General features: G+C 40.1%; 17 protein-coding genes. 11 read left to right on the plus strand and 6 right to left on the minus strand.

The genetic code is table 11. The annotated features are described in order from the left end of the window. The first annotated feature begins 20 nt into the window (after nucleotides 1-20). The 3 genes from prsA (at nucleotide 21) to G574_RS0107710 (ending at nucleotide 5763) form a co-directional block, all read left to right on the plus strand. On the plus strand, nucleotides 21-956 hold the full coding sequence (gene prsA / locus G574_RS0107700; protein ID WP_029691690.1) for a peptidylprolyl isomerase PrsA: 936 nt from the start codon (nucleotides 21-23) through the stop codon (nucleotides 954-956). Between the two features lie 636 nt (nucleotides 957-1592). Then, nucleotides 1593-4211 carry an alanine--tRNA ligase gene (gene alaS / locus G574_RS0107705; protein ID WP_029691691.1) on the plus strand — a complete coding sequence of 873 codons (2619 nt, stop codon included), beginning with the start codon at nucleotides 1593-1595 and terminating at the stop codon, nucleotides 4209-4211. Nucleotides 4212-4341: 130 nt separating this feature from the next. Then, entirely contained in the window at nucleotides 4342-5763 is a 1422-nt protein-coding gene (locus G574_RS0107710; protein WP_029691692.1) for an amino acid permease, read from the plus strand. A gap of 195 nt (nucleotides 5764-5958) precedes the next feature. Here G574_RS0107710 and G574_RS0107715 read toward each other — a convergent pair whose 3' ends face one another. From G574_RS0107715 to nrdH, 5 genes are all read right to left on the minus strand, one after another. Then, nucleotides 5959-6861, minus strand: a complete 903-nt coding sequence (locus tag G574_RS0107715; protein WP_029691693.1) for a cation transporter — start codon at nucleotides 6859-6861, stop codon at nucleotides 5959-5961. A 295-nt stretch (nucleotides 6862-7156) separates the two neighbouring features. After that, the gene (gene nrdF, locus G574_RS0107720) at nucleotides 7157-8122 is read right to left on the minus strand and encodes a class 1b ribonucleoside-diphosphate reductase subunit beta (RefSeq protein ID WP_029691694.1); all 966 of its coding nucleotides are present in this window, start codon (nucleotides 8120-8122) and stop codon (nucleotides 7157-7159) included. A 166-nt stretch (nucleotides 8123-8288) separates the two neighbouring features. Then, complete coding sequence (nrdE, locus tag G574_RS0107725) at nucleotides 8289-10451, minus strand: class 1b ribonucleoside-diphosphate reductase subunit alpha (RefSeq protein ID WP_029691695.1); 2163 nt, start codon at nucleotides 10449-10451, stop codon at nucleotides 8289-8291. Continuing rightward, a complete protein-coding gene (nrdI, locus tag G574_RS0107730; RefSeq protein ID WP_029691696.1) occupies nucleotides 10441-10806 on the minus strand; it encodes a class Ib ribonucleoside-diphosphate reductase assembly flavoprotein NrdI in 366 nt (121 codons plus the stop codon). The genes nrdE and nrdI overlap by 11 nt, the downstream gene beginning before the upstream one ends. A gap of 13 nt (nucleotides 10807-10819) precedes the next feature. Further along, nucleotides 10820-11044 (minus strand): glutaredoxin-like protein NrdH, encoded by a 225-nt coding sequence (gene nrdH / locus G574_RS0107735; protein ID WP_029691697.1) that lies wholly within the window; start codon nucleotides 11042-11044, stop codon nucleotides 10820-10822. Between the two features lie 413 nt (nucleotides 11045-11457). On the opposite strand from nrdH, the gene G574_RS0107740 reads away from it, so the two are divergent. The 4 genes from G574_RS0107740 (at nucleotide 11458) to G574_RS0107755 (ending at nucleotide 16448) form a co-directional block, all read left to right on the plus strand. Beyond that, nucleotides 11458-11721, plus strand: a complete 264-nt coding sequence (locus tag G574_RS0107740) for a phosphocarrier protein HPr (protein WP_003064009.1) — start codon at nucleotides 11458-11460, stop codon at nucleotides 11719-11721. A gap of 2 nt (nucleotides 11722-11723) precedes the next feature. Beyond that, nucleotides 11724-13448 (plus strand): phosphoenolpyruvate--protein phosphotransferase, encoded by a 1725-nt coding sequence (gene ptsP / locus G574_RS0107745; RefSeq protein ID WP_029691698.1) that lies wholly within the window; start codon nucleotides 11724-11726, stop codon nucleotides 13446-13448. A gap of 151 nt (nucleotides 13449-13599) precedes the next feature. Next, on the plus strand, nucleotides 13600-15027 hold the full coding sequence (locus G574_RS0107750; protein WP_029691699.1) for an NADP-dependent glyceraldehyde-3-phosphate dehydrogenase: 1428 nt from the start codon (nucleotides 13600-13602) through the stop codon (nucleotides 15025-15027). A 116-nt stretch (nucleotides 15028-15143) separates the two neighbouring features. Next, a complete protein-coding gene (locus G574_RS0107755; RefSeq protein WP_029691700.1) occupies nucleotides 15144-16448 on the plus strand; it encodes a polysaccharide deacetylase family protein in 1305 nt (434 codons plus the stop codon). Between the two features lie 332 nt (nucleotides 16449-16780). Here the strand turns inward: G574_RS0107755 and G574_RS0107760 are convergent, their stop codons facing one another. Then, nucleotides 16781-17863 (minus strand): DEAD/DEAH box helicase, encoded by a 1083-nt coding sequence (locus G574_RS0107760; protein ID WP_029691701.1) that lies wholly within the window; start codon nucleotides 17861-17863, stop codon nucleotides 16781-16783. Between the two features lie 90 nt (nucleotides 17864-17953). On the opposite strand from G574_RS0107760, the gene udk reads away from it, so the two are divergent. The 4 genes from udk (at nucleotide 17954) to dnaX (ending at nucleotide 21201) form a co-directional block, all read left to right on the plus strand. Beyond that, nucleotides 17954-18586, plus strand: a complete 633-nt coding sequence (gene udk, locus G574_RS0107765; RefSeq protein ID WP_029691702.1) for a uridine kinase — start codon at nucleotides 17954-17956, stop codon at nucleotides 18584-18586. 78 nt (nucleotides 18587-18664) lie between these two features. After that, the gene (locus G574_RS0107770; protein WP_029691703.1) at nucleotides 18665-18946 is read left to right on the plus strand and encodes a DUF1294 domain-containing protein; all 282 of its coding nucleotides are present in this window, start codon (nucleotides 18665-18667) and stop codon (nucleotides 18944-18946) included. Between the two features lie 90 nt (nucleotides 18947-19036). Then, entirely contained in the window at nucleotides 19037-19534 is a 498-nt protein-coding gene (locus tag G574_RS0107775; RefSeq protein ID WP_029691704.1) for a GAF domain-containing protein, read from the plus strand. Next, on the plus strand, nucleotides 19534-21201 hold the full coding sequence (dnaX, locus tag G574_RS0107780) for a DNA polymerase III subunit gamma/tau (RefSeq protein ID WP_029691705.1): 1668 nt from the start codon (nucleotides 19534-19536) through the stop codon (nucleotides 21199-21201). Before G574_RS0107775 ends, dnaX begins: the two co-directional genes overlap by 1 nt. Nucleotides 21202-21239: the final 38 nt, after the last annotated feature.

Genomic DNA, 21239 nt, shown 5'->3' on the forward strand with positions numbered 1-21239 from the left:
GATTTAAGGAGTTCCTAAACATGACAAAACAACGTAAACGATTGCTTGGTATGCTGACCTTGGTATCAGCCGTTACACTAGCAGCCTGCTCATCACAGACAAGTACTGATGACAAGCTTGTTACTATGAAAGGTGACACCATTACGGTTTCTGACTTTTATACCCAAGCCAAAGATACAACAGCTGGCCAACAAGCCATGTTAACCTTAGTGTTAGATCGGGTCTTTGAAGATCAATTCGGCGATAAAGTAAGCGATAAAGAAGTGACAAAAGCCTATAATGATCAGGTGGATGCTTACGGGTCTAATTTCTCAGCAGCTTTGACATCAGCCGGGATGACCGAAGAAACGTATAAGCAACAAATTCGCGTCGAAAAATTAATTGAGTATGCTGTTGAACAAGAGGCTAAAAAAGAATTAACAGATGCCAATTACAAAAAAGCTTACGATAGCTATACACCGGATACGACAGTTGAAGTGATCAAGCTTGATGACGAAGAAAAGGCCAAATCAACGCTTGAAAAAGCTAAAGCAGATGGCGCTGATTTTGCAAAAATAGCCAAAGATAATTCTACAGAAGATAAGGTAGAATACACGTTTGATTCTTCTGATACGACGCTTCCGACAGAAGTACAAGATGCAGCCTTTAAACTTAATGAAGGTGATGTTTCAGATGTTATTAATGTTGTTGACACTACAACTTATCAACCAAGTTATTATATTGTTAAAACAACAAAAAAATCTGAAAAAGATGCTGATTGGAAGACGTATCAAAAACGTTTGAAAGAAACGATTTTAAACGAGAAGAAATCGGATACCAACTTCCAAAATCAAGTTATTGCCAAAGCCCTTGAAAAAGCCAATGTCAAAATCAAAGATCAAAGTTTTAGCAATATTTTGTCCAACTATAATACAACCGACTCAAGTTCATCAACTTCAGAATCGAGTTCTAACTAGCTAGATCCTTGACTCCATCTTTAAAAATAAGTATAATAAAACCAGTGAGAATAACTTTTCAGAAGTCTTCTTCAGAAAGCTGATGGTCGTTGCGAATCAGTGAAACTTGAAAAGTTTGCTACTTGCTGTTACCAAATGAAATATAAAGAGAATGACAAGTTCATTGAATGAAGGTGGTACCGCGGTTTTTCGCCCTTCGTTTGGTTTCTTGTCATTTTTTAATTTGGTATGAAAGAATATTGTGTCAAACAGCGCTTTATGTTTGGTGGAGAAAAGTTAACTATGGTCACAATCAAGGCAATCTTACTTATCAAGTGTAGGTCTCCTGTGGTGTGCTCCTCTAGCGATTACCATCATAAGCTACTAGGGCCAGAAAATTAGCCTGATAACCACGAAAATGATGATTTGGTGATTTTCCAGGTCGTCGCCATTGACTATATGGAGATGTTGGAATCTGTGTCTAATTAACTCTAAACTAAACAAACGAAAGGAACGGTTCGGTTAGTTAGTTTAACTGAACCCGGGACTAATCTCTTAGAAAAAGATAACTGTCCTAGGCGTCTGTCGCCTATGTCAGATTTCCTATTTTTCTACAGAAATTTTCGGAAAGCCGAAAGGTCCCTTGGTATCTTGATTATGAAAAATCTTACTTCTGCACAAATTCGTCAAATGTGGCTGGATTTTTGGAAATCAAAAGGCCACTCTGTTGAGCCTTCTGCTAATCTTGTCCCAGTCAACGATCCAACGCTTCTTTGGATTAACTCTGGAGTGGCGACTTTGAAAAAATATTTCGACGGATCTGTTATTCCTGAAAATCCACGGATTACCAATGCACAAAAATCAATCCGTACCAACGACATTGAAAATGTTGGCAAGACAGCCCGCCACCATACCATGTTTGAGATGTTAGGAAACTTCTCTATCGGTGATTACTTCCGTGATGAGGCTATTGAGTGGGGATACGAGCTTTTAACCAGCCCAGAATGGTTTGCTTTTCCTAAGGACAAATTGTATATCACTTATTATCCAGAAGACAAGGATTCCTACAACCGTTGGCTTGCCTTGGGTGTTGACGCTGATCATTTGATTCCACTAGAAGAAAACTTCTGGGAAATCGGTGCGGGTCCTTCTGGTCCAGACACGGAAATTTTCTTTGACCGTGGGGAATCCTTTGACCCCGAAAATATCGGTATTCGTTTGCTTGAAGAAGATCTTGAAAATGACCGTTACATCGAGATTTGGAACATCGTTCTTTCTCAGTTTAACGCTGATCCAGAAGTGCCACGTTCTGAGTACAAGGAATTGCCAAACAAAAACATTGATACGGGCGCAGGTTTGGAGCGTTTGGCAGCTATTTTCCAAGGGGCTAAAACCAATTTTGAAACCGACCTTTTCTTACCAATCATCCGTGAAGTGGAGAAATTGTCTGGTAAGACCTACGACCAAGATGGCGACAACATGAGCTTCAAGGTCATCGCAGACCACATCCGTGCTTTGTCATTTGCGATTGGTGATGGGGCTCTTCCAGGTAATGAGGGTCGTGGTTATGTCCTTCGTCGCTTGCTTCGTCGTGCTTCTATGCATGGCCAACGTTTGGGCATTACAGAGCCATTTTTGTACAAATTGGTGGAGACAGTTGGCGATATCATGGAAAGCTACTATCCAGAAGTACTGGAAAAACGTGCTTTCATTGAGAAGATTGTTAAGAGTGAAGAAGAGTCATTTGCTCGTACCATCCACACAGGCTCACAATTTGCGGAGCAGTTGATGGACAAATTGGCAACAGAAGGCAAGTCTGAAATTGATGGTCGTGACATTTTCAAACTCTATGATACCTACGGTTTCCAAGTGGAACTGACTGAGGAATTGGCCGAGCACCGTGGCATGACTCTTGACATTGCCGGCTTTGAAGCCGCTATGAAAGAGCAACAAGACCGTGCGCGTGCTTCCGTTGTCAAAGGTGGTTCAATGGGTATGCAAAATGAAACCCTTGCTGGCATCACAGAAGCTTCTAGCTTTGTCTATGATGTGACAGCTCTGGATGCCAATCTGTCTGTTATCGTAGCTGATAATGAACGGACCGAGACGGTGTCAGAAGGTCAAGCTCTCCTAGTATTTGACCAAACACCATTCTATGCAGAAATGGGTGGTCAGGTTGCAGACCATGGTGTTATCAAAAATGTCAATGGTGATGTGGTTGCCAAGGTCGTTGACGTTCAGAAAGCGCCAAATGGTCAACCACTTCACACAGTTGAAGTATTGGCAAGTCTATCTGCTGGTACAAGCTACACTCTTGAAATCGACAGCACCCGTCGTTATAAAATTGAGAAAAACCACACGGCAACTCACTTGCTCCACGCAGCCCTTCACAATGTCATCGGTGAACACGCTACTCAGGCTGGCTCCCTCAATGAAGAAGGTTTCCTCCGCTTTGACTTTACCCACTTCGAGGCAGTGACAGCTGAAGAACTCCGTCGCATTGAAAATGAAGTCAATGAGAAAATCTGGGAGGCTATCGACGTCGTGACTGTTGAAACAGATGTAGACACGGCTAAGGAAATGGGAGCTATGGCTCTTTTCGGTGAGAAATACGGTAAGGTTGTTCGTGTCGTGACCATCAGTGATTATTCTATTGAGCTTTGTGGTGGTACACACGTATCAAACACAGCTGAGATCGGTCTCTTCAAGATTGTTAAAGAAGAAGGTATCGGTTCTGGTACCCGTCGTATTTTAGCGGTGACAGGTAAGGAAGCCTTCCTAGCTCTTCGTGACCGTGAGGATGCTCTCAAGACTGTGGCGCAGACCCTTAAGGTGCCACAAATCGACCAAGTGCCGACGAAAGTAGAGGCACTGGCTGCGGAGCTCCGCGATTTGCAAAAAGAAAATGCCACCCTTAAAGAAAAAGCTGCCGCTGCAGCGGCGGGCGATGTCTTTAAGGACGTGAAGGAGGCAAATGGCGTGCGCTACATCGCTAGCCAAGTGCAAGTCTCTGATGCGGGTGCCCTTCGGACCTTTGCGGACAACTGGAAGCAGAAAGACTATTCTGATGTGCTAGTACTTGTGGCGGCTATCGGTGACAAGGTCAATGTCCTTGTGGCAAGCAAGTCAGCGGACGTTCATGCTGGCAACCTCATCAAGGTGCTGGCGCCAATCGTAGCTGGTCGTGGTGGTGGTAAGCCCGACATGGCAATGGCAGGAGGTTCAGATGCGTCTAAGATTGCAGACTTGTTGAAGACTGTCGCTAAAAATTTGTAACATTCTCAAACTCTCTTATCTCTGGATAGGGGAGTTTTTGTATGTTTGATGCTAGGATGGTCATTTTTATGATAGAATAGATAGGTTGGATTTCTAATAGATAAATACTTATGATTAAGAAGGAGAACCTGTGTCAATTTTTCGTCAAAAAAATACCAGTTTAGACAAAACTGAAATGAAGCGCCATTTAAAACTAGTTGATCTGATCTTTCTAGGGCTAGGCTCAATGGTAGGAACAGGCATTTTTACCATTACTGGAATTGGTGCAGCACAATATGCTGGACCTGCACTAACACTATCCATTATCTTTTCTGCCATTGCTATCGGTATTTTTGCGCTCTTTTATGCTGAGTTTGCGTCTCGCATTCCTGCTAACGGTGGTGCTTATTCCTACATTTATGCAACGCTTGGTGAATTTCCTGCCTGGCTTGCTGGTTGGATGATTATTTTAGAATTTTTATTTGCAGTTTCCAGTGTGGCTTCCGGATGGGGCGCCTACCTGAAAGGACTGTTATTAACATACGGTATCACTCTCCCTGGAGCTATTAATGGGACCTTTAACCCTGAAAAAGGACACTATATTGATTTACTACCTGTGTTAGTGATGGTCTTGGTGACAGCGATTGTTTTAATGGATTCGAAAAAAGCCATGCGATTCAATAGTGTACTGGTAATACTTAAATTTTCAGCCTTAGCACTATTTATCATCCTGGGAGTTTTCTTTTTAAAGCCTAGCAATTGGACTCCTTTTTCCCCTTTTGGCTGGGGAAGTCCGATTGGAGGACAATCAGGGATTTTAGCAGGAGCATCGATTATGTTTTTTGCTTTCTTAGGATTTGAATCTATTTCAACTGCTGTAGATGAGGTGAGAGAGCCTCAAAAGACCGTTCCTAGAGGTATTACTCTATCATTGATGATCGTTACTGCTATCTATATGTTGGTGACGCTTGTCTTGACTGGCATGGTGCAATATTCAAAACTTAATGTCTCTGATGCGGTGGCTTTTGCCCTACGTTCGGTCGGTCTGGGATGGGCAGGAGATTATGTCTCAATTGTTGCGATTTTAACGCTTATTACAGTTTGTATTTCAATGACATACGGCTTATCGCGCATGATATACAGTATCAGTAGAGATGGCCTTCTTCCTCAAATGTTTAGCCAAGTCACACCAAAATCACGTGTTCCTCGAAATGCCACGCTCTTATCTGGATTTGGAGCGATGATTTTTGCTGGTATGGTTCCTTTAGCAAGTCTGGCAGAATTTGTTAATATCACCACTCTTTCTTATTTAATGTTGTTGGCTGTCGCCATAATCGTTCTCCGTCATCAAAAAGGCTTACCTAAGGAAGGGGAATTCAGAATGCCACTGGTGCCAATACTTCCTATTGTGGCAATAGTAGTTTGTTTTATTTTTATGATTCAATACCAATGGCAAACCTGGATAGCTTTTCTGATAGCCCTGTTGGTAGGCATTCTGATTTACTTTGTTTATGGTTATCGTCATTCAACGCTCCATAAAGGTGATAAAAATAACCCTAGCAGTACAACATAATGCTATCTATCGTAGCTTAAAAATGAGTTAGTCTAGCCTAACTAAAGCGGTGAAAAACATAGTGAATTGATCTTATATCATTTAGAATAGCGTGTAAGAGAGTTTTGAAATGTCATCTATTCAAAACTATAAACGAACAGCCCTGTACCTTTTTTAAAGGACAGGGCTGTTATATTATCAATTCATTACTCATGCTTAAAAGGCAAATTCAATCGTAACGTGCTCGAAAGTATCTTGTAAATCTGCCATCAAAACAGGCTTAAGCGTCACAGCTTGGGCTATTAAGTCTGAATCAGATGGATCAAGAATATGAACCCGAATCGTAATATGTGTCCCCTGTTTATAAATGAAGATATCTAACTCGTGATACTGCTTATTAAAATGAGATTGGAAAATATCGTGAGTTGCAGGGACGATCTGCTTATGCTGGATCGGTGACTGGGTAAACTCCTTGAAGGAATCTGTTAGCACTTTCAGTGGCTCCTTGTAAGAAAATAACACCAAGACCAGTGTGATAAAAAAGTCAGCAGTATAATGCAAGAATCCAAGAGAGCTGTGGATAGGGATTAATTTTAAGAATAAAATAGCGATACCAACACCAGCCGAGATAAAGCCATCTATAAAATTCCCTTTACTTTCTGCAGCGATGATTGTCGAGAGGTCATTAATTTGACGATTTTTTTGAAGGTTATAAAAACCCAATCCAAAACAAAGCACCACCATGGTGATAGTATAGGGTAAAATTAGCCCAGTTTCAGCGACATCTCCCTTTCCCTCAGCAAAATAAGCGTAAGCAGAAGCACTTGTCTCCAAAAGGGTGATGATAAGTAGCATGAGTGTTGCAATAGACTTTAAAATACCATAGAGGGGTTCTAAAAAGTACATGCCATTTGGAAAGGTTTCTGTTTTTCGGTGACTATTTTTAGAAATAAAAACCGCAGAAAGTGTTGAAATAAAGGCGATTAGTGAAAAAACACCATCAAGCAACAAGGCATTCAAATCGGTGATGATATAAACAATTAGACCAGCAAGCCCAATAATAAAATTACCAATGGTTGATACAATTAATGATTGCCGTTCAACACGTTTTTGATTCATAAGCCCTCCTCGAAAATAGTATCACACTTATTATAACAACAGAGGAAAGTGATTTCAATACCAATCTAGCTAGTCATGGTAAAGGCACTACAAGAGACTTACAGCTAAATTTGGTTAGTTTTGATGATAAAGATTATGTTGGAACTTCGTCCTTATCATTTGGCTAGTGTGTGATGAATAGTGTCTACAGTTATATCTGACTCCTTATAGTCAAAGTGGGAGTTTCCTGTATTTTATGGCGATACCTTACTAAGACATCAAAAAAACCAAGCGATTAGACTTGGTTTTGGGGAAGTTAACATCCCATATTATAATCATCATCCTGCATGGCTTCAACAGTTCCAAGGAGGTAGCCATTACCAACCTGACTAAAGAAGTCATGGTTAGATGTTCCTGTTGAGATACCATTCATGACAATTGGGTTGACATCGTTAGCAGTATCTGGGAAAAGAGGGTCTTGTCCCAAGTTCATGAGGGCCTTGTTGGCATTGTAACGTAGGAAAGTCATGACTTCCTCGGTCCATCCGACACTATCATAAAGCGTCTCGGTATACTTTTCTTCATTCTCGTAAAGGGTGTAGAGAAGATCATACATCCACTCACGGAATTCCTCTTGCTTGTCTTCAGACAATTCGTTAAAGCCTAATTGAAATTTGTAACCAATATAAGTACCGTGAACAGACTCGTCGCGAATAATTAATTTGATAATCTCAGCTACATTAGGTAGTTTATTATTCCCTAAATAATAAAGAGGCGTGAAGAAACCAGAATAAAAGAGGAAGGTTTCAAGGAAGGTAGAAGCGACTTTCTTTTGGAGAGCATCACCATTTTTGTAGATTTCATTAATGATTTCAGCTTTTTTCTGGAGGTATTGGTTGGTATTGGTCCATTCAAAGATATCTTCAATCTCTTTTTTGGTATTCAATGTTGAGAAAATGGAAGAGTAAGATTTAGCATGGACTGATTCCATAAACTGAATGTTATTGAGGACAGCTTCTTCGTGAGGTGTACGAACATCAGCACGAATGGCCTCAACGCCAGATTCAGATTGAAGGGTATCAAGTAAGGTAAGACCTCCGAAAACTTTACCAACCAAGTCTTTTTCTTGTGCAGATAATTTGCGCCAGTCATCGAGGTCGTTTGATAGTGGGATGCGGGTATCTAGCCAAAACTGTTCGGTCAACTTTTCCCAAGTGGATTTGTCAATAATATCTTCAATTTCATTCCAGTTAATGGCTGCGTAATAAGTGTTGTTAGACATGGAGACTCCTTAAAACAGATAATAAAACATTACCCTTATAGTTTAACATAAACAAGCAGCCAACTTCAAAATAAGTTGGCTGAAAGTGAGTAAGATTTAAAAATCATTTATTAATGCGGTAATGGTATTAATGAATGGTAACTAATCGTAACATGTGATCATTTTACTAGATGACACAAGATTCACATTGGTTGGCTCCAACTTCATCACCGTCGTCTGTGTAAGTACGGACATAGTAGATTGATTTTACGCCTTTGTTGAAAGCATAGTTACGTAGGATAGAAAGGTCACGAGTTGTTTGTTTGGTGTCAGTACCTTTCCATTCGTAGAGCCCAGTTGGTATTTCACTACGCATGAATAGCGTTAATGACAAGCCTTGGTCAACGTGCTCGGTCGCAGCAGCGTAGACATCGATGACTTTACGCATATCCATATCATAGGCAGACTTGTAGTAGGGGATAGTGTCTGTTGACAATCCAGCCGCTGGGTAATAGATTTTACCAATTTTTTTCTCTTGACGCTCTTCGATACGTTGTGTAATCGGATGGATAGAAGCAGAAACATCGTTAATGTAAGAGATAGAGCCATTAGGTGCAACAGCTAAGCGGTTTTGGTGGTAAAGGCCATCAGCCATAACAGCTTGACGTAACGCTTCCCAATCTTCAGCTTGAGGAATGAAATGGTCTTTAAAGAGGTCTTTGACAAGATCTGATTTTGGCACAAAGTTACCAGTCACATATTTATCAAAATAGGTACCATCAGCATATTTTGATTTTTCAAAACCAACAAAAGTTGTCTGGCGCTCACGAGCGATCTCATTGGAGGCTACAAGAGTCCAGTAGTTAAGCAACATGAAGTAAATATCCGTAAACTCGATTGATTCTGGGCTACCGTATTCAATGTGTTGTTGTGCAAGGAAAGAGTGGAGTCCCATAGCACCAAGACCAAAGGTATGTGCTTGATCGTTACCGTTTTTGATCGATGGAACAGCCTCAATACTTGATGAATCAGTGACAAAGGTAAGCGCACGTGTCATGGCTTTAATAGAACGACCGAAGTCAGGTGAGGTCATCATATTAACAACATTGGTTGATCCAAGGTTACATGAGATATCTGTTCCCATAGAAAGATAGTTTTGCCCGTCGTCAATCAGACTTGGTTTTTGAACTTGAAGAATTTCTGAACACAAGTTGGACATGATGATTTTACCATCAATTGGATTTGAGCGATTGGCTGTGTCGACATTGACGATATAAGGGTAGCCTGATTCTTGCTGTAATTTAGAAATTTCTGTCTCCAAATCGCGAGCTTTGATTTTGGTTTTATCAATCTTAGGATTAGCAACTAACTCATCGTATTTTTCTGTAATGTCAATATAGTTAAACGGAATGCCGTACTCTTTTTCAACACTATACGGGCTGAAGAGGTACATGTCTTCATTTTTGCGTGCTAATTCGTAGAATTTATCCGGAACGGTCACACCCAGTGAGAGGGTTTTGACACGAACTTTTTCATCGGCATTTTCTTTTTTAGTGGATAGAAAGGCGATGATATCTGGATGAAAGACGTTTAGGTAAACGACACCAGCTCCCTGACGTTGTCCTAACTGGTTAGAGTAAGAAAAACTGTCTTCGAAGAGTTTCATGACAGGAACCACACCAGAAGCTGCACCAGCAAATCCTTTGATTGGAGCGCCTGCTTCACGAAGGTTTGAAAGGGAAATCCCGACACCACCACCGATACGAGAAAGTTGAAGAGCGGAATTGATAGAACGACCAATCGAGTTCATATCATCAGTCACTTGGATCAAGAAACACGATACCAATTCTCCACGACGGCTACGACCAGCATTTAAGAACGAAGGTGTTGCTGGTTGGTAACGTTGATTGATCATTTCCTTGGCCAAATCACGAGCTAGTTCTTCATTTCCATCGGCAAAATAGAGAGCATTGAAAAGGACGCGGTCTTCCATGCTTTCCAAATAAAACTCGCCATCATTTGTTTTAAGGGCGTATTGTTGATGGAATTTATAAGCAGCCATAAATGACTTGAATTGGAAGTTTTCGTTTTTTAACTCCTGAGCTAATGACTCGATAAATGCTTGGCTATATTTTTGGATAAAACCAGTCTCGATATAGTCATTTTCAATTAAGAAATTAATTTTCTCAGTGATAGAAGAAAAAGGCATCATATTAGGTTTGACATTTTCTTCAAAGAAGGCAGCAAGAGCTTCCTTATCCTTGTGTAAAGGAATTTGACCATTAACAGGACGATTAATTTCGTTATTTAAACGAAAGTAGGTGACATTTCCTAAATCTTTAAGACTCATTTCTTAGTATTCCTTTTACTGTATTAATATCTGCCTCAGTTCCGTTAAATTCTAGCTCATATAATAGCGGCAAGTGATATTCTTGCGATAGCTCTCGGGCTTCACGACAAAAGTCGGTACCAAAATTACGATTGCCGATACCAATAATGCCTCGACAGAATGTTTGGTTTTCTACTAAAAAATCTTCGACAAAATCAAAGTTGTCGTTGTAAGTAGGCAGAATTAAAATAAACGGCTCTGATAACAGAGGACTTTGCCCAACTGGGGATAACTCTACGATAACCTCTGATGGTAGATCAAGTTTTTGAATAAACCGTTTGGTTTGACCAGTCAGAGTATGAAAAGCAACTTTCATAAGTAGAATAAGGTTAGACGATTTCTTTTAGTTTTGCAGGTTGAAAACCAGAAAAAACCATATCTCCAGCTTGGATAACAGGTGCTGCTGCGAAACCTAAACTTTTGACGTATTCCACTTGTTCTGGTTGCTCGTCAATATTGATCTCCACAAATTCAACCCCTTCTTTTTCAAGGAATTTTTTAGTCATTTTGCATTGCATACAATTGTTTTTTGAAAAAATAGTGATGTTACTCATTGTTGTCTCTCCTTTTTTAATACCTACATAGCATACCCAAAATTGATCTAAAAAGCAATAAATTTTGACCAAAAAACACAAAATATAGTTATAAGATTTTACGATACCCCAATATATTGTGTTACTATTGCTAGGTGATAAACCGCAGAGAGACTCAGTTTGAGTGACTTTTAATTGGAGAAATGCCCAATTTTAGAATAGGCATGAGTAAGATTATTTTAGATTTTATAAAATACTTTAATCAGAGGTTCCTTCATAGATAGAATGCAAAACCCATAGAAAAAATCTTGGAAATTTTCTTATAGGAGACTATAAAATATTGAAAAATAAATAGGCTTGTGTTATAATCAAAAATTGTAAGGGTTATCATAGGTGACTCAAAAAATTAATATAGAGAAAAAAGGAGAACCATCATGGCTTCTAAAGATTTTCACATTGTAGCAGAAACAGGTATTCATGCTCGTCCAGCAACTTTGCTTGTACAAACAGCTAGCAAATTTGCTTCAGATATCACTCTTGATTACAAAGGAAAAGCTGTTAACCTTAAATCAATCATGGGTGTTATGAGTCTTGGTGTAGGTCAAGGTGCTGACGTTACTATTTCTGCTGAAGGTGCAGATGCTGACGACGCTCTTGCAGCAATCGAAGAAACAATGACAAAAGAAGGATTGGCATAAAAATGACAGAAATGCTTAAAGGAATTGCAGCATCTGACGGTGTTGCCGTTGCAAAAGCATATCTATTGGTTCAACCGGATTTGTCATTTGAAACGGTTTCAGTTTCAGATACAGATGCAGAAGAAGCTCGTCTGGATGCAGCTCTAGCGGCGTCACAAGACGAGCTTTCTGTTATCCGCGAAAAAGCCGTAGATACGCTTGGCGAAGAAGCCGCAGCCGTATTTGATGCTCACTTGATGGTTCTTGCTGACCCAGAAATGATTGGTCAAATCAAAGAAACCATTCGTGCAAAACAGTTCAATGCTGAGGCAGGATTAAAAGAAGTTACAGATATGTTTGTAACCCTCTTTGAAGGTATGGAAGACAACCCATACATGCAAGAACGTGCGGCAGATATTCGTGACGTTGCAAAACGTGTTTTGGCTCACCTTCTTGGTGTTAAGTTGCCAAACCCAGCAACCATCAATGAAGAGTCAATCGTTATTGCGCATGACTTGACACCATCAGATACAGCTCAATTGAACAAACAGTTTGTAAAAGCTTTTGTTACAAACATTGGTGGTCGTACAAGTCACTCAGCCATTATGGCACGTACGCTTGAAATTGCAGCGGTTCTTGGTACAAATAATATTACTGAGCTTGTCAAAGATGGTGATGTCTTGGCCGTTAACGGTATCACTGGTGAAGTGATCATTAACCCAAGTCAAGAAGAAATTGCTGCCTTCAAAGAAGCTGGTGAAGCTTACGCTAAGCAAAAAGCTGAATGGGTACTTCTCAAAGATGCGCAAACAGTAACTGCTGATGGTAAACACTTTGAGTTAGCTGCTAACATCGGTACACCAAAAGACGTTGAAGGTGTTAACGATAATGGTGCTGAGGCTGTTGGTCTCTACCGTACAGAATTCCTCTATATGGATTCTCAAGATTTCCCTACTGAGGATGAGCAGTATGAAGCTTATAAAGCAGTACTTGAAGGTATGAATGGTAAGCCAGTTGTGGTTCGTACGATGGATATCGGTGGTGATAAGGAACTTCCTTACTTCGATCTTCCACATGAAATGAACCCATTCCTTGGTTTCCGTGCGCTTCGTATCTCTATTTCTGAGACTGGTGACCAAATGTTCCGTACACAGATTCGTGCCCTTCTTCGTGCATCTGTACATGGACAATTGCGTATCATGTTCCCTATGGTTGCTCTTCTTAAAGAGTTCCGTGCAGCGAAAGCAGTCTTTGATGAAGAAAAAGCTAATTTGCTCTCTGAAGGTGTAGCGGTAGCTGATGATATCCAAGTTGGTATCATGATTGAGATTCCAGCAGCGGCTATGCTTGCTGATCAGTTCGCGAAAGAAGTTGATTTCTTCTCAATTGGAACAAACGATCTTATCCAATACACAATGGCAGCAGATCGTATGAACGAACAAGTGTCGTACCTTTACCAACCTTACAACCCATCTATCCTTCGCTTGATTAACAACGTTATTAAGGCTGCACACGCAGAAGGCAAGTGGGCTGGTATGTGTGGTGAAATGGCTGGTGACCAACAAGCTGTACCACTTCTAGTTGGTATGGGTCTGGATGAGTTCTCAATGAGTGCAACATCTGTTCTTCGTACACGTAGCCTTATGAAAACACTTGACACAGCTAAAATGGCAGAATATGCTAATCGTGCATTGACAGAATGTTCTACAGCTGAAGAAGTTCTTGAACTTCAAAAAGAGTACTTATAAGATAAGTAACTAAGAAGAGGGCGACCTCTTTTTAGTTTATGTGAATGATGAAATAAAATACGAATTTTCTGACATTTTACGTACCAAATAATTGAATTCCCAAAATAAAGTGCTAGAATAGAGATTATACTAATGAAAAGGAGGCAAGAATTTGCCTAAACAATATAAAAATTATGTGAATGGAGAATGGAAACTCTCTGATAATGAGATTACTATTTATGCTCCAGCAGATGGCGAGGAATTAGGATCTGTACCCGCTATGAGTCAAGAGGAGGTTGACGCTGTTTATGCTTCATCTAAAGCAGCACTTCCAGCATGGCGTGCCTTATCTTATGTGGAACGTGCTTCCTACCTTCATAAGGTAGCTGATATTTTAGTACGTGATGCTGAGAAGATCGGTGCGATACTCTCTAAAGAGGTAGCAAAAGGCTATAAAGCAGCTGTTTCTGAAGTTGTACGTACAGCAGACATCGTTCGTTTTGCAGCCGAAGAAGGTGTTCGCATGCAAGGTGAAGTTCTTGAGGGTGGTAGTTTTGAAGCGGCTAGCAAGAAAAAGATTGCGGTTGTTCGTCGTGAGCCAGTTGGTTTGGTCTTAGCGATTTCACCATTTAACTACCCTGTCAATTTAGCGGCATCTAAAATTGCCCCAGCTTTGATTGCAGGTAACGTTGTTGCCTTTAAACCACCAACGCAAGGATCAATTTCAGGCTTACTCTTGGCTGAAGTCTTTGTTGAAGCTGGTTTACCTGCTGGTGTCTTCAATACGATTACTGGTCGAGGATCTGTTATTGGCGATTACATCGTTGAGCATGAGGCTGTTAATTTCATCAACTTCACAGGATCAACACCTGTTGGTGAGCGTATTGGTAAAATGGCAGGTATGCGTCCAATCATGCTTGAACTTGGTGGTAAGGATTCGGCAATCGTTCTTGAAGATGCTGATCTTGAGAAAGCTGCCAAAGATATCGTTGCTGGTGGTTTGAGCTACTCAGGTCAACGTTGTACAGCTGTTAAACGCGTTCTTGTTGTCGATTCAGTTGCAGACGAGTTAGTTGGTCTTGTTAAGAAAAATATCGAAGCATTGACTGTTGGTATGCCAGAAGAGGATGCTGATATTACTCCTGTTATTGATGATAACTCAGCAGACTATATTGAAGGACTTGTTAAGGATGCCCAAGAAAAAGGTGCGACTGAAGTAACACCTTTCAAACGTGATGGTAAGTTGCTTACGCCAACTCTCTTTGATAAGGTGACAACTGATATGCGTCTTGCCTGGGAAGAGCCATTTGGCCCCGTACTTCCAATCATCCGTGTGTCTTCAGTAGAAGAAGCGATTGAGATTTCTAACAAATCGGAATATGGCCTTCAAGCTTCTGTATTCACAAATGATTTCCCACTTGCTTTCTCCATTGCGGAAAAACTGGAAGTTGGTACTGTTCACATCAACAATAAAACACAACGTGGTACAGATAATTTCCCATTCTTGGGAGCTAAGAAATCTGGTGCTGGTACACAAGGCGTTAAATACTCTATTGAAGCCATGACCACTGTTAAATCTGTAGTTTTTGATATTAAATAATAGGCTGTAAAAGTCGTTCTCATTAAAGAGACGGCTTTTTTATGTTAAATGACTCTTGTATTTTCAAGGACTTTCCGTATAATGATAAATGATAGTAGAGTTAGAGGAGATGTGACATGAGGAAAGTTCTTTTTAGTATTAGTCTTTTGGGTTTGCTATTATCGATACTATGGCTTTTTGGAAAACCACTTTACTTACAAAGCCGCCAGGACAAGCTAGTAACCTTTGTTAGCCAGGCGCAGAAAAAAATTGCTGGTGATGAAGCTATAACTAATGGACGAGAGGTTTGGCAGCGTAAAGGTTCGTGGATTTACTTTAATAAAGACGGTGAGGGGAGTAAGATTCATCAAGCCTTGGAAGCATTAATGCCTGCTCCTGAAAAAAAACAAACCACGAACTTGCAAAATATTGAGAGTCTTCATTTAATTTATCCCCAAAAGGTGCATTGTGATTTGAATGCCGTAAAAGCTGTTCGATTGCAGGAAGATGCTTATTCTGTTAGTTGGATGCGTATTGGTGATCCGAAGGTTATCTATCATGATCATCTGTATTTTAAGGATGATGCCTATAAAGAGCCTTTTACACTTAATGATCTGATCCGCGATAAGTCTACCTTTAGAGACACTCTGAAAAAGACGGTAGAATCAACAGATCAAGCTGAACAAACTGCTTTTTTAAAACGTTTTGAAGCAAATGACTGGTCTGATATCCCTTTTTATTACGAAAAGAGCACCTTACATCTGAGTAGTCATGTGAAACTGCCTCTTAAGGCATTTGTTGGTGCTGTTCAAGGCCGTTACTTAAAAGAAAATGATTTGAAGGTTTATCAAAATTACCTGAATCAGAACAAGGAAAATCTTAAACGGGTAGCTTTGACTTTTGATGATGGTCCCAGTCCAGTGACGACTCCTAAAGTTTTAGATATTTTGGCAAAGTACCATGCGAAAGCAACATTCTTTAGTATTGGCTCAAAAGTTGAGGATCAGGCGGAGCTTGTTAAGAGAATGGTTGCTGATGGTCATGAAATTGGCAATCATACCTGGAGTCATCCTAATTTAACACACTTATCAGAAGCAGCGGTGAGGCAAGAATTGACGTTGACTAATGAAGCCATCAAAAAAGTCACTGGAAGCCTACCTCACCTCATGCGTCCACCTTTTGGCTCTACCAATGCCACGGTAAAAGCAGTCTCAGAAATGACAGAAGTCCTTTGGACCGTTGATACATTGGATTGGCAAAGTCGTTCATCTACAGCGATTTTAGATCATGTTAAAGCGCAATTGAAACCGGGTGGTATTATTCTCATGCATGATATTCACCAAAGTTCAGTTGATGCTTTACCAGCCGTTTTGGACTATTTACAATCACAAGGTTACGAAGTGGTTACCGTTAGCGAACTCAATGGCTACTCAGGAGTATAAAAGAGTAGTGAAAAAAACTCGAGCAATAAATCAGAAGCTCATGGGTTGGTTTTAAGGGCGTATTCCGGGAGAGACAAGTCTCTTCCGACGGATACTAGAAACATGTACGAAAAATGAAAGGACTAAATCGTAGTGCTAAGCGCGATTTAGTCCTTTTTAATGATGATATTACAATATATAATTCTTTTCTGAGACGATTTTCGATTATCTTGCAAGAAGTAAAGGTGTAGATTAGGAGTTGAAGTGTCCATCTTTTGTGACTGGAAAGCTAGGGAAGATCCTATAAAGCGACATCACTAATACAATACTTATGGTTTGACTTGTGCTGTCATTTATTTAAGATGGAGTTGTTGATTTTTGAGTCTCAGTTCTTGGACATCAGCCATTTTTTTCAACTTTTTAAGCTCTTCCTTATGACTGACAAAGGTAATAACCTGTCCTTGTTTACCCATGCGACCTGTCCTACCAGCTCTGTGGGTATAAGACTCTTGATTGTGGGGAATATCAACATTGATAACGGTATCGAGGTTTTCAATATCAATTCCTCGTGCCACTAAATCCGTAGCTAATAGTAAGGTGAGTTCATGGTTTTTAAATTTTTCTAAGATAACCTTACGCATCTTGATGTTAATATCACTAGCCAAGGAAACAGCTAGACACCCTTTGAACTGTAGCCTTTCTTCAGTAGCTCCTAAATCTGAGAGGTTATTAAAGAAAGTCAATGCTCGAAAGTCAGGGATATTGCTGAGTTTACGAAGCAGCTCTAAACGGTCACGTTTTTCAACAGTAATATAATAATGATGAATGGTCTCAGGTGTCTGTTTAGAGACAGTAATCATTTTGGTATTTTCCGCAAGGAAATCATTGCTTTTTTTTTGCGTTGCTGATAGGTAGATCATCTGATGATCTCGCGCGACGTGATTGGTAATTTTAGAAACGAACGGAAGTTGTGAATCGCTGAGAAGCTCGTCGTATTCGTCTAAAACGATTGTATTGATGGCCATCATTTTAATTTTTTTGAGCTTAACTAACTCAAACACACGCCCGGGGGTGCCAATAATGATTTCGGGAGCTTTTTTTAAACGCTCAATTTGTCGCTTCTGGCTAGATCCTGATAAAAGAAGTTGCGCACTTAATCCCAGAGGCTCTCCCCAGTCTTTAGCGACTTCAAACAGTTGTCCAGCTAGTTCGCTATTAGGTGCTAAAATGAGTAATTGTTGCCCTTTTTTTGGTGTTAATTGTAATAAAATTGGCCACATATAAGCCAGGGTTTTACCAGTCCCAGTAGGACTGATTCCAAGAATATTATCGCCATCAGAAATGGGCTTAAATAGAGCTTCTTGGATTGGCGTTGTTGTTGAAAAGTGGCGTTCTTGGCATTTTGTTTGCCATTGTTCTGGAAATTGTGAGATCATATGGGTTCCTTTATTTTTCTCCATTTGAATTATATTATAGCATGATTTGTGTTATAATAGTGGGCGATATTGTAAAAGATGGAGCAACTAATGCGTAAAAAACCTATTATTATTGGTGTAACTGGTGGATCTGGTGGTGGCAAAACCAGTGTTTCTCGTGCTATTTTAGCTAATTTTACAGATGAAAAAATTGCCATGATTGAGCATGATTCTTACTATAAAGATCAGGCACATTTGACCTTTGAGGAGCGTGTTAAGACCAATTACGATCACCCGCTTGCTTTTGATACGGATCTGATGATAGAACAACTCAATGAACTCATCGAGGGCCGTCCTGTGGATATTCCAGTATACGACTACACCCAGCATACACGAAGCCATAAGACTTACCGTCAGGAACCTCAAGATGTTTTTATTGTTGAGGGGATCTTAGTTCTTGAGGACAAGCGTCTCAGAGATTTGATGGATATTAAGCTATTTGTAGATACTGATGACGATATTCGCATTATTCGCCGGATTAAGCGGGATATGGAAGAACGCGGTAGAAGTTTGGACAGTATTATTGACCAGTATACTAGTGTGGTTAAGCCCATGTATCATCAATTCATTGAACCGACAAAACGTTATGCCGATATTGTGATTCCTGAAGGGGTTTCCAATACCGTAGCGATTGATTTGATTAATACTAAGGTTGCTAGCATTCTTGGTGATAGTCATTCCTAGCCTTTTGTTTTTATAGTAAACATGCCATCAGTGATTGATCTTGAAGATGATCCACTGATTTTTTAATAAGGAGACAAATTGGTAATTCTATTCGTTGGCATCGGTCTTATTTTTTGGAATGGTTTTGTATTTCTTTGTTATGGTTATGATAAATGGCAAGCAATCAGGGGCAACTGGCGCGTATCAGAACGTTTTTTATTAACCATTACTCTTTTGTGTGGTGGAATTGGCGCTTTTTTGGGAGGGCAGTTATTTCACCATAAGACACAAAAATGGTATTTTAGATGGTCGTGGTGGCTAGGCATGATGATACTAGCTAGCATGGTCAGTATTTATCTTTTTCTGGTTTCGATTACATGATGATTTGAGATAAAACTGTATTCTAAAAGAGTTGTAATGCCCTTATCAGAAACTATTAAGCTGGATGGGATTTGTGATATAATAATGACTATGAATAAAAGTACAAAAAAAGATAATTATGATATTCTCTTAGCGCAAGCACAGGCGCTTTTTGCTAACGAAACGAATGCTTTGGCCAATCTTTCAAATGCTTCGGCAATGCTTAATACAACGCTGCCGAATACTGTTTTTTCTGGCTTCTATCTTTTTGATGGTCAGGAACTGATTTTAGGCCCTTTTCAAGGAAAAGTCTCCTGTGTTCACATTGCTCTAGGTAAGGGTGTTTGTGGTGAGTCTGCAGAAAGAAACGAGACGTTGATCGTCGAAGATGTGACCAATCATGCCAATTATATTTCCTGTGATTCAGCAGCTATGAGTGAAATCGTTGTTCCTATGGTGAAAAATGGCAAGCTTATTGGTGTCTTGGACTTGGATTCACATGTTGTTGGCGATTATGATGCCATTGACCAAGAACACTTGGAAAAATTTGTAGCGATCCTTCTTGAAAAAACCCGTTTTGATTTCCAGATGTTTGGAGTTGAGGAGTAATGTATCAAGCCCTTTATCGAAAGTACCGGAGTCAACGCTTTGGTGATATGGTTGGTCAATCTGTCATTTCAACTACTTTAAAGAAAGCAGTTGCCACAGGAAAAATTAGCCATGCTTATTTGTTTTCTGGTCCACGTGGAACTGGTAAAACAAGTGCTGCTAAGATTTTTGCTAAGGCTATGAACTGTCCTAATCAAGTAGATGGCGAACCCTGTAATCAATGTGATATTTGCCAAGATATTACCAAAGGTAACTTGGAAGATGTGATCGAGATCGATGCCGCTTCTAATAACGGAGTTGATGAGATTCGTGACATTCGTGATAAATCGACCTATGCTCCCAGCCGTGCGATTTACAAAGTTTACATCATTGATGAAGTGCATATGTTATCTACAGGAGCCTTCAATGCCTTGTTGAAAACTCTAGAAGAACCGACGGCTAATGTGGTCTTTATTTTAGCGACAACAGAACTTCATAAAATTCCAGCAACGATCTTATCACGTGTGCAGCGTTTCGAGTTCAAAGCGATCAAGTTAGGACAGATTCGCGACCATTTGATCACAATTTTGGAGCAAGAGCAGGTGACCTATGACGAGGATGCCTTAACTCTAATTGCCCGTCGAGCTGAAGGTGGGATGCGTGATGCTTTATCTATTTTAGATCAGGCCCTCTCCTTATCCACTGGTAATGGAATTTCAAGAGAGATTGCAGAAGAGATCACAGGTTCGATTAGTTTGGCTAGTCTAGATGCTTATGTGGAAAGCCTGTTGATAAGTGATACTAAGGCAGCTCTTCAGCATTTAGATGTTATTTTTGATCAAGGAAAGAGCATGAGTCGTTTTGTGACTGATTTGCTTCAATATTTGAGAGATCTGTTGATTGTGCAGTCAGGCGGTGAGAATACGCATACGAGCCCCATTTTCGAAGCTAATCTAGCCTTATCCAGTCCGGTTATTTTTGAAATGATCGATGCGATATCAGAGGGACTGCAGCAAATAAAAGGTAGCTCTCATCCCAAAATTTACGCCGAAATGTTGACTATTCGTCTATCAGAAAAGGTCACACGAAATCCTGCTGAAACAGTTATTCCAGAAACTGTTATGAAAGAACTCTCTGATTTAAAAGCTGAAGTGGAGCAGTTAAAAGATGCCTTAGTGCAACAAAAAGATCTAGGCACAGCTTCTCGGACTCCTTCTGCGCCGAAACGTTCGTCTCGCTTCAAGGTTGATCGTGAAAAAATAATGACCATCATGCAAGAAACAGTAGAGGATTCCGAAAAATCACGTCGTTATCTAGAGGACTTAAAGGCTGCTTGGAACGAAATTTTAGACTCACTTACCCCACAAAACCGTGCACTATTATTAGGGTCAGAACCTGTTTTAGCTAACAGTGAGAATGCTATCTTAGCGTTTGACGCGGCCTTTAATGCCGAACAGGTCATGAAACGTTCTGATCTGAATGATATCTTTGGGAATATCATGAGTAAGGCAGCTGGCTTTTCACCTAATATCATGGCAGTCGCTAAATCCGATTTCAATAGCATTCGGAGTGAATTTGCTAGGCGGATGAGAAGCTCTAAAGAAACGGCGCCAGTCGAGGATAAAGAAAAAGCTATCCCAGAGGATTTCGCTTTTCTAGCTGAAAAGATCCAAACTGTTGAAGATTGATAATCAGATGATAATTTAATAATCTCCTTGGACATTTC

The organism is Streptococcus hyovaginalis DSM 12219, from assembly GCF_000420785.1.
Classification (GTDB): Bacteria; Bacillota; Bacilli; order Lactobacillales; family Streptococcaceae; genus Streptococcus; species Streptococcus hyovaginalis.

Coding starts and splice junctions, on each gene's coding strand:
- G574_RS0107715 (WP_029691693.1), bottom strand. CDS start 6,861: ATGAATCAAAAACGTGTTGAACGGCAATCATTAATTGTATCAACCATT.
- nrdH (WP_029691697.1), bottom strand. CDS start 11,044: ATGAGTAACATCACTATTTTTTCAAAAAACAATTGTATGCAATGCAAA.
- prsA (WP_029691690.1), top strand. CDS start 21: ATGACAAAACAACGTAAACGATTGCTTGGTATGCTGACCTTGGTATCA.
- ptsP (WP_029691698.1), top strand. CDS start 11,724: ATGACAGAAATGCTTAAAGGAATTGCAGCATCTGACGGTGTTGCCGTT.
- G574_RS0107775 (WP_029691704.1), top strand. CDS start 19,037: ATGAATAAAAGTACAAAAAAAGATAATTATGATATTCTCTTAGCGCAA.
- nrdF (WP_029691694.1), bottom strand. CDS start 8,122: ATGTCTAACAACACTTATTACGCAGCCATTAACTGGAATGAAATTGAA.
- nrdI (WP_029691696.1), bottom strand. CDS start 10,806: ATGAAAGTTGCTTTTCATACTCTGACTGGTCAAACCAAACGGTTTATT.
- dnaX (WP_029691705.1), top strand. CDS start 19,534: ATGTATCAAGCCCTTTATCGAAAGTACCGGAGTCAACGCTTTGGTGAT.
- G574_RS0107740 (WP_003064009.1), top strand. CDS start 11,458: ATGGCTTCTAAAGATTTTCACATTGTAGCAGAAACAGGTATTCATGCT.
- G574_RS0107755 (WP_029691700.1), top strand. CDS start 15,144: ATGAGGAAAGTTCTTTTTAGTATTAGTCTTTTGGGTTTGCTATTATCG.
- G574_RS0107760 (WP_029691701.1), bottom strand. CDS start 17,863: ATGATCTCACAATTTCCAGAACAATGGCAAACAAAATGCCAAGAACGC.
- nrdE (WP_029691695.1), bottom strand. CDS start 10,451: ATGAGTCTTAAAGATTTAGGAAATGTCACCTACTTTCGTTTAAATAAC.
- alaS (WP_029691691.1), top strand. CDS start 1,593: ATGAAAAATCTTACTTCTGCACAAATTCGTCAAATGTGGCTGGATTTT.
- udk (WP_029691702.1), top strand. CDS start 17,954: ATGCGTAAAAAACCTATTATTATTGGTGTAACTGGTGGATCTGGTGGT.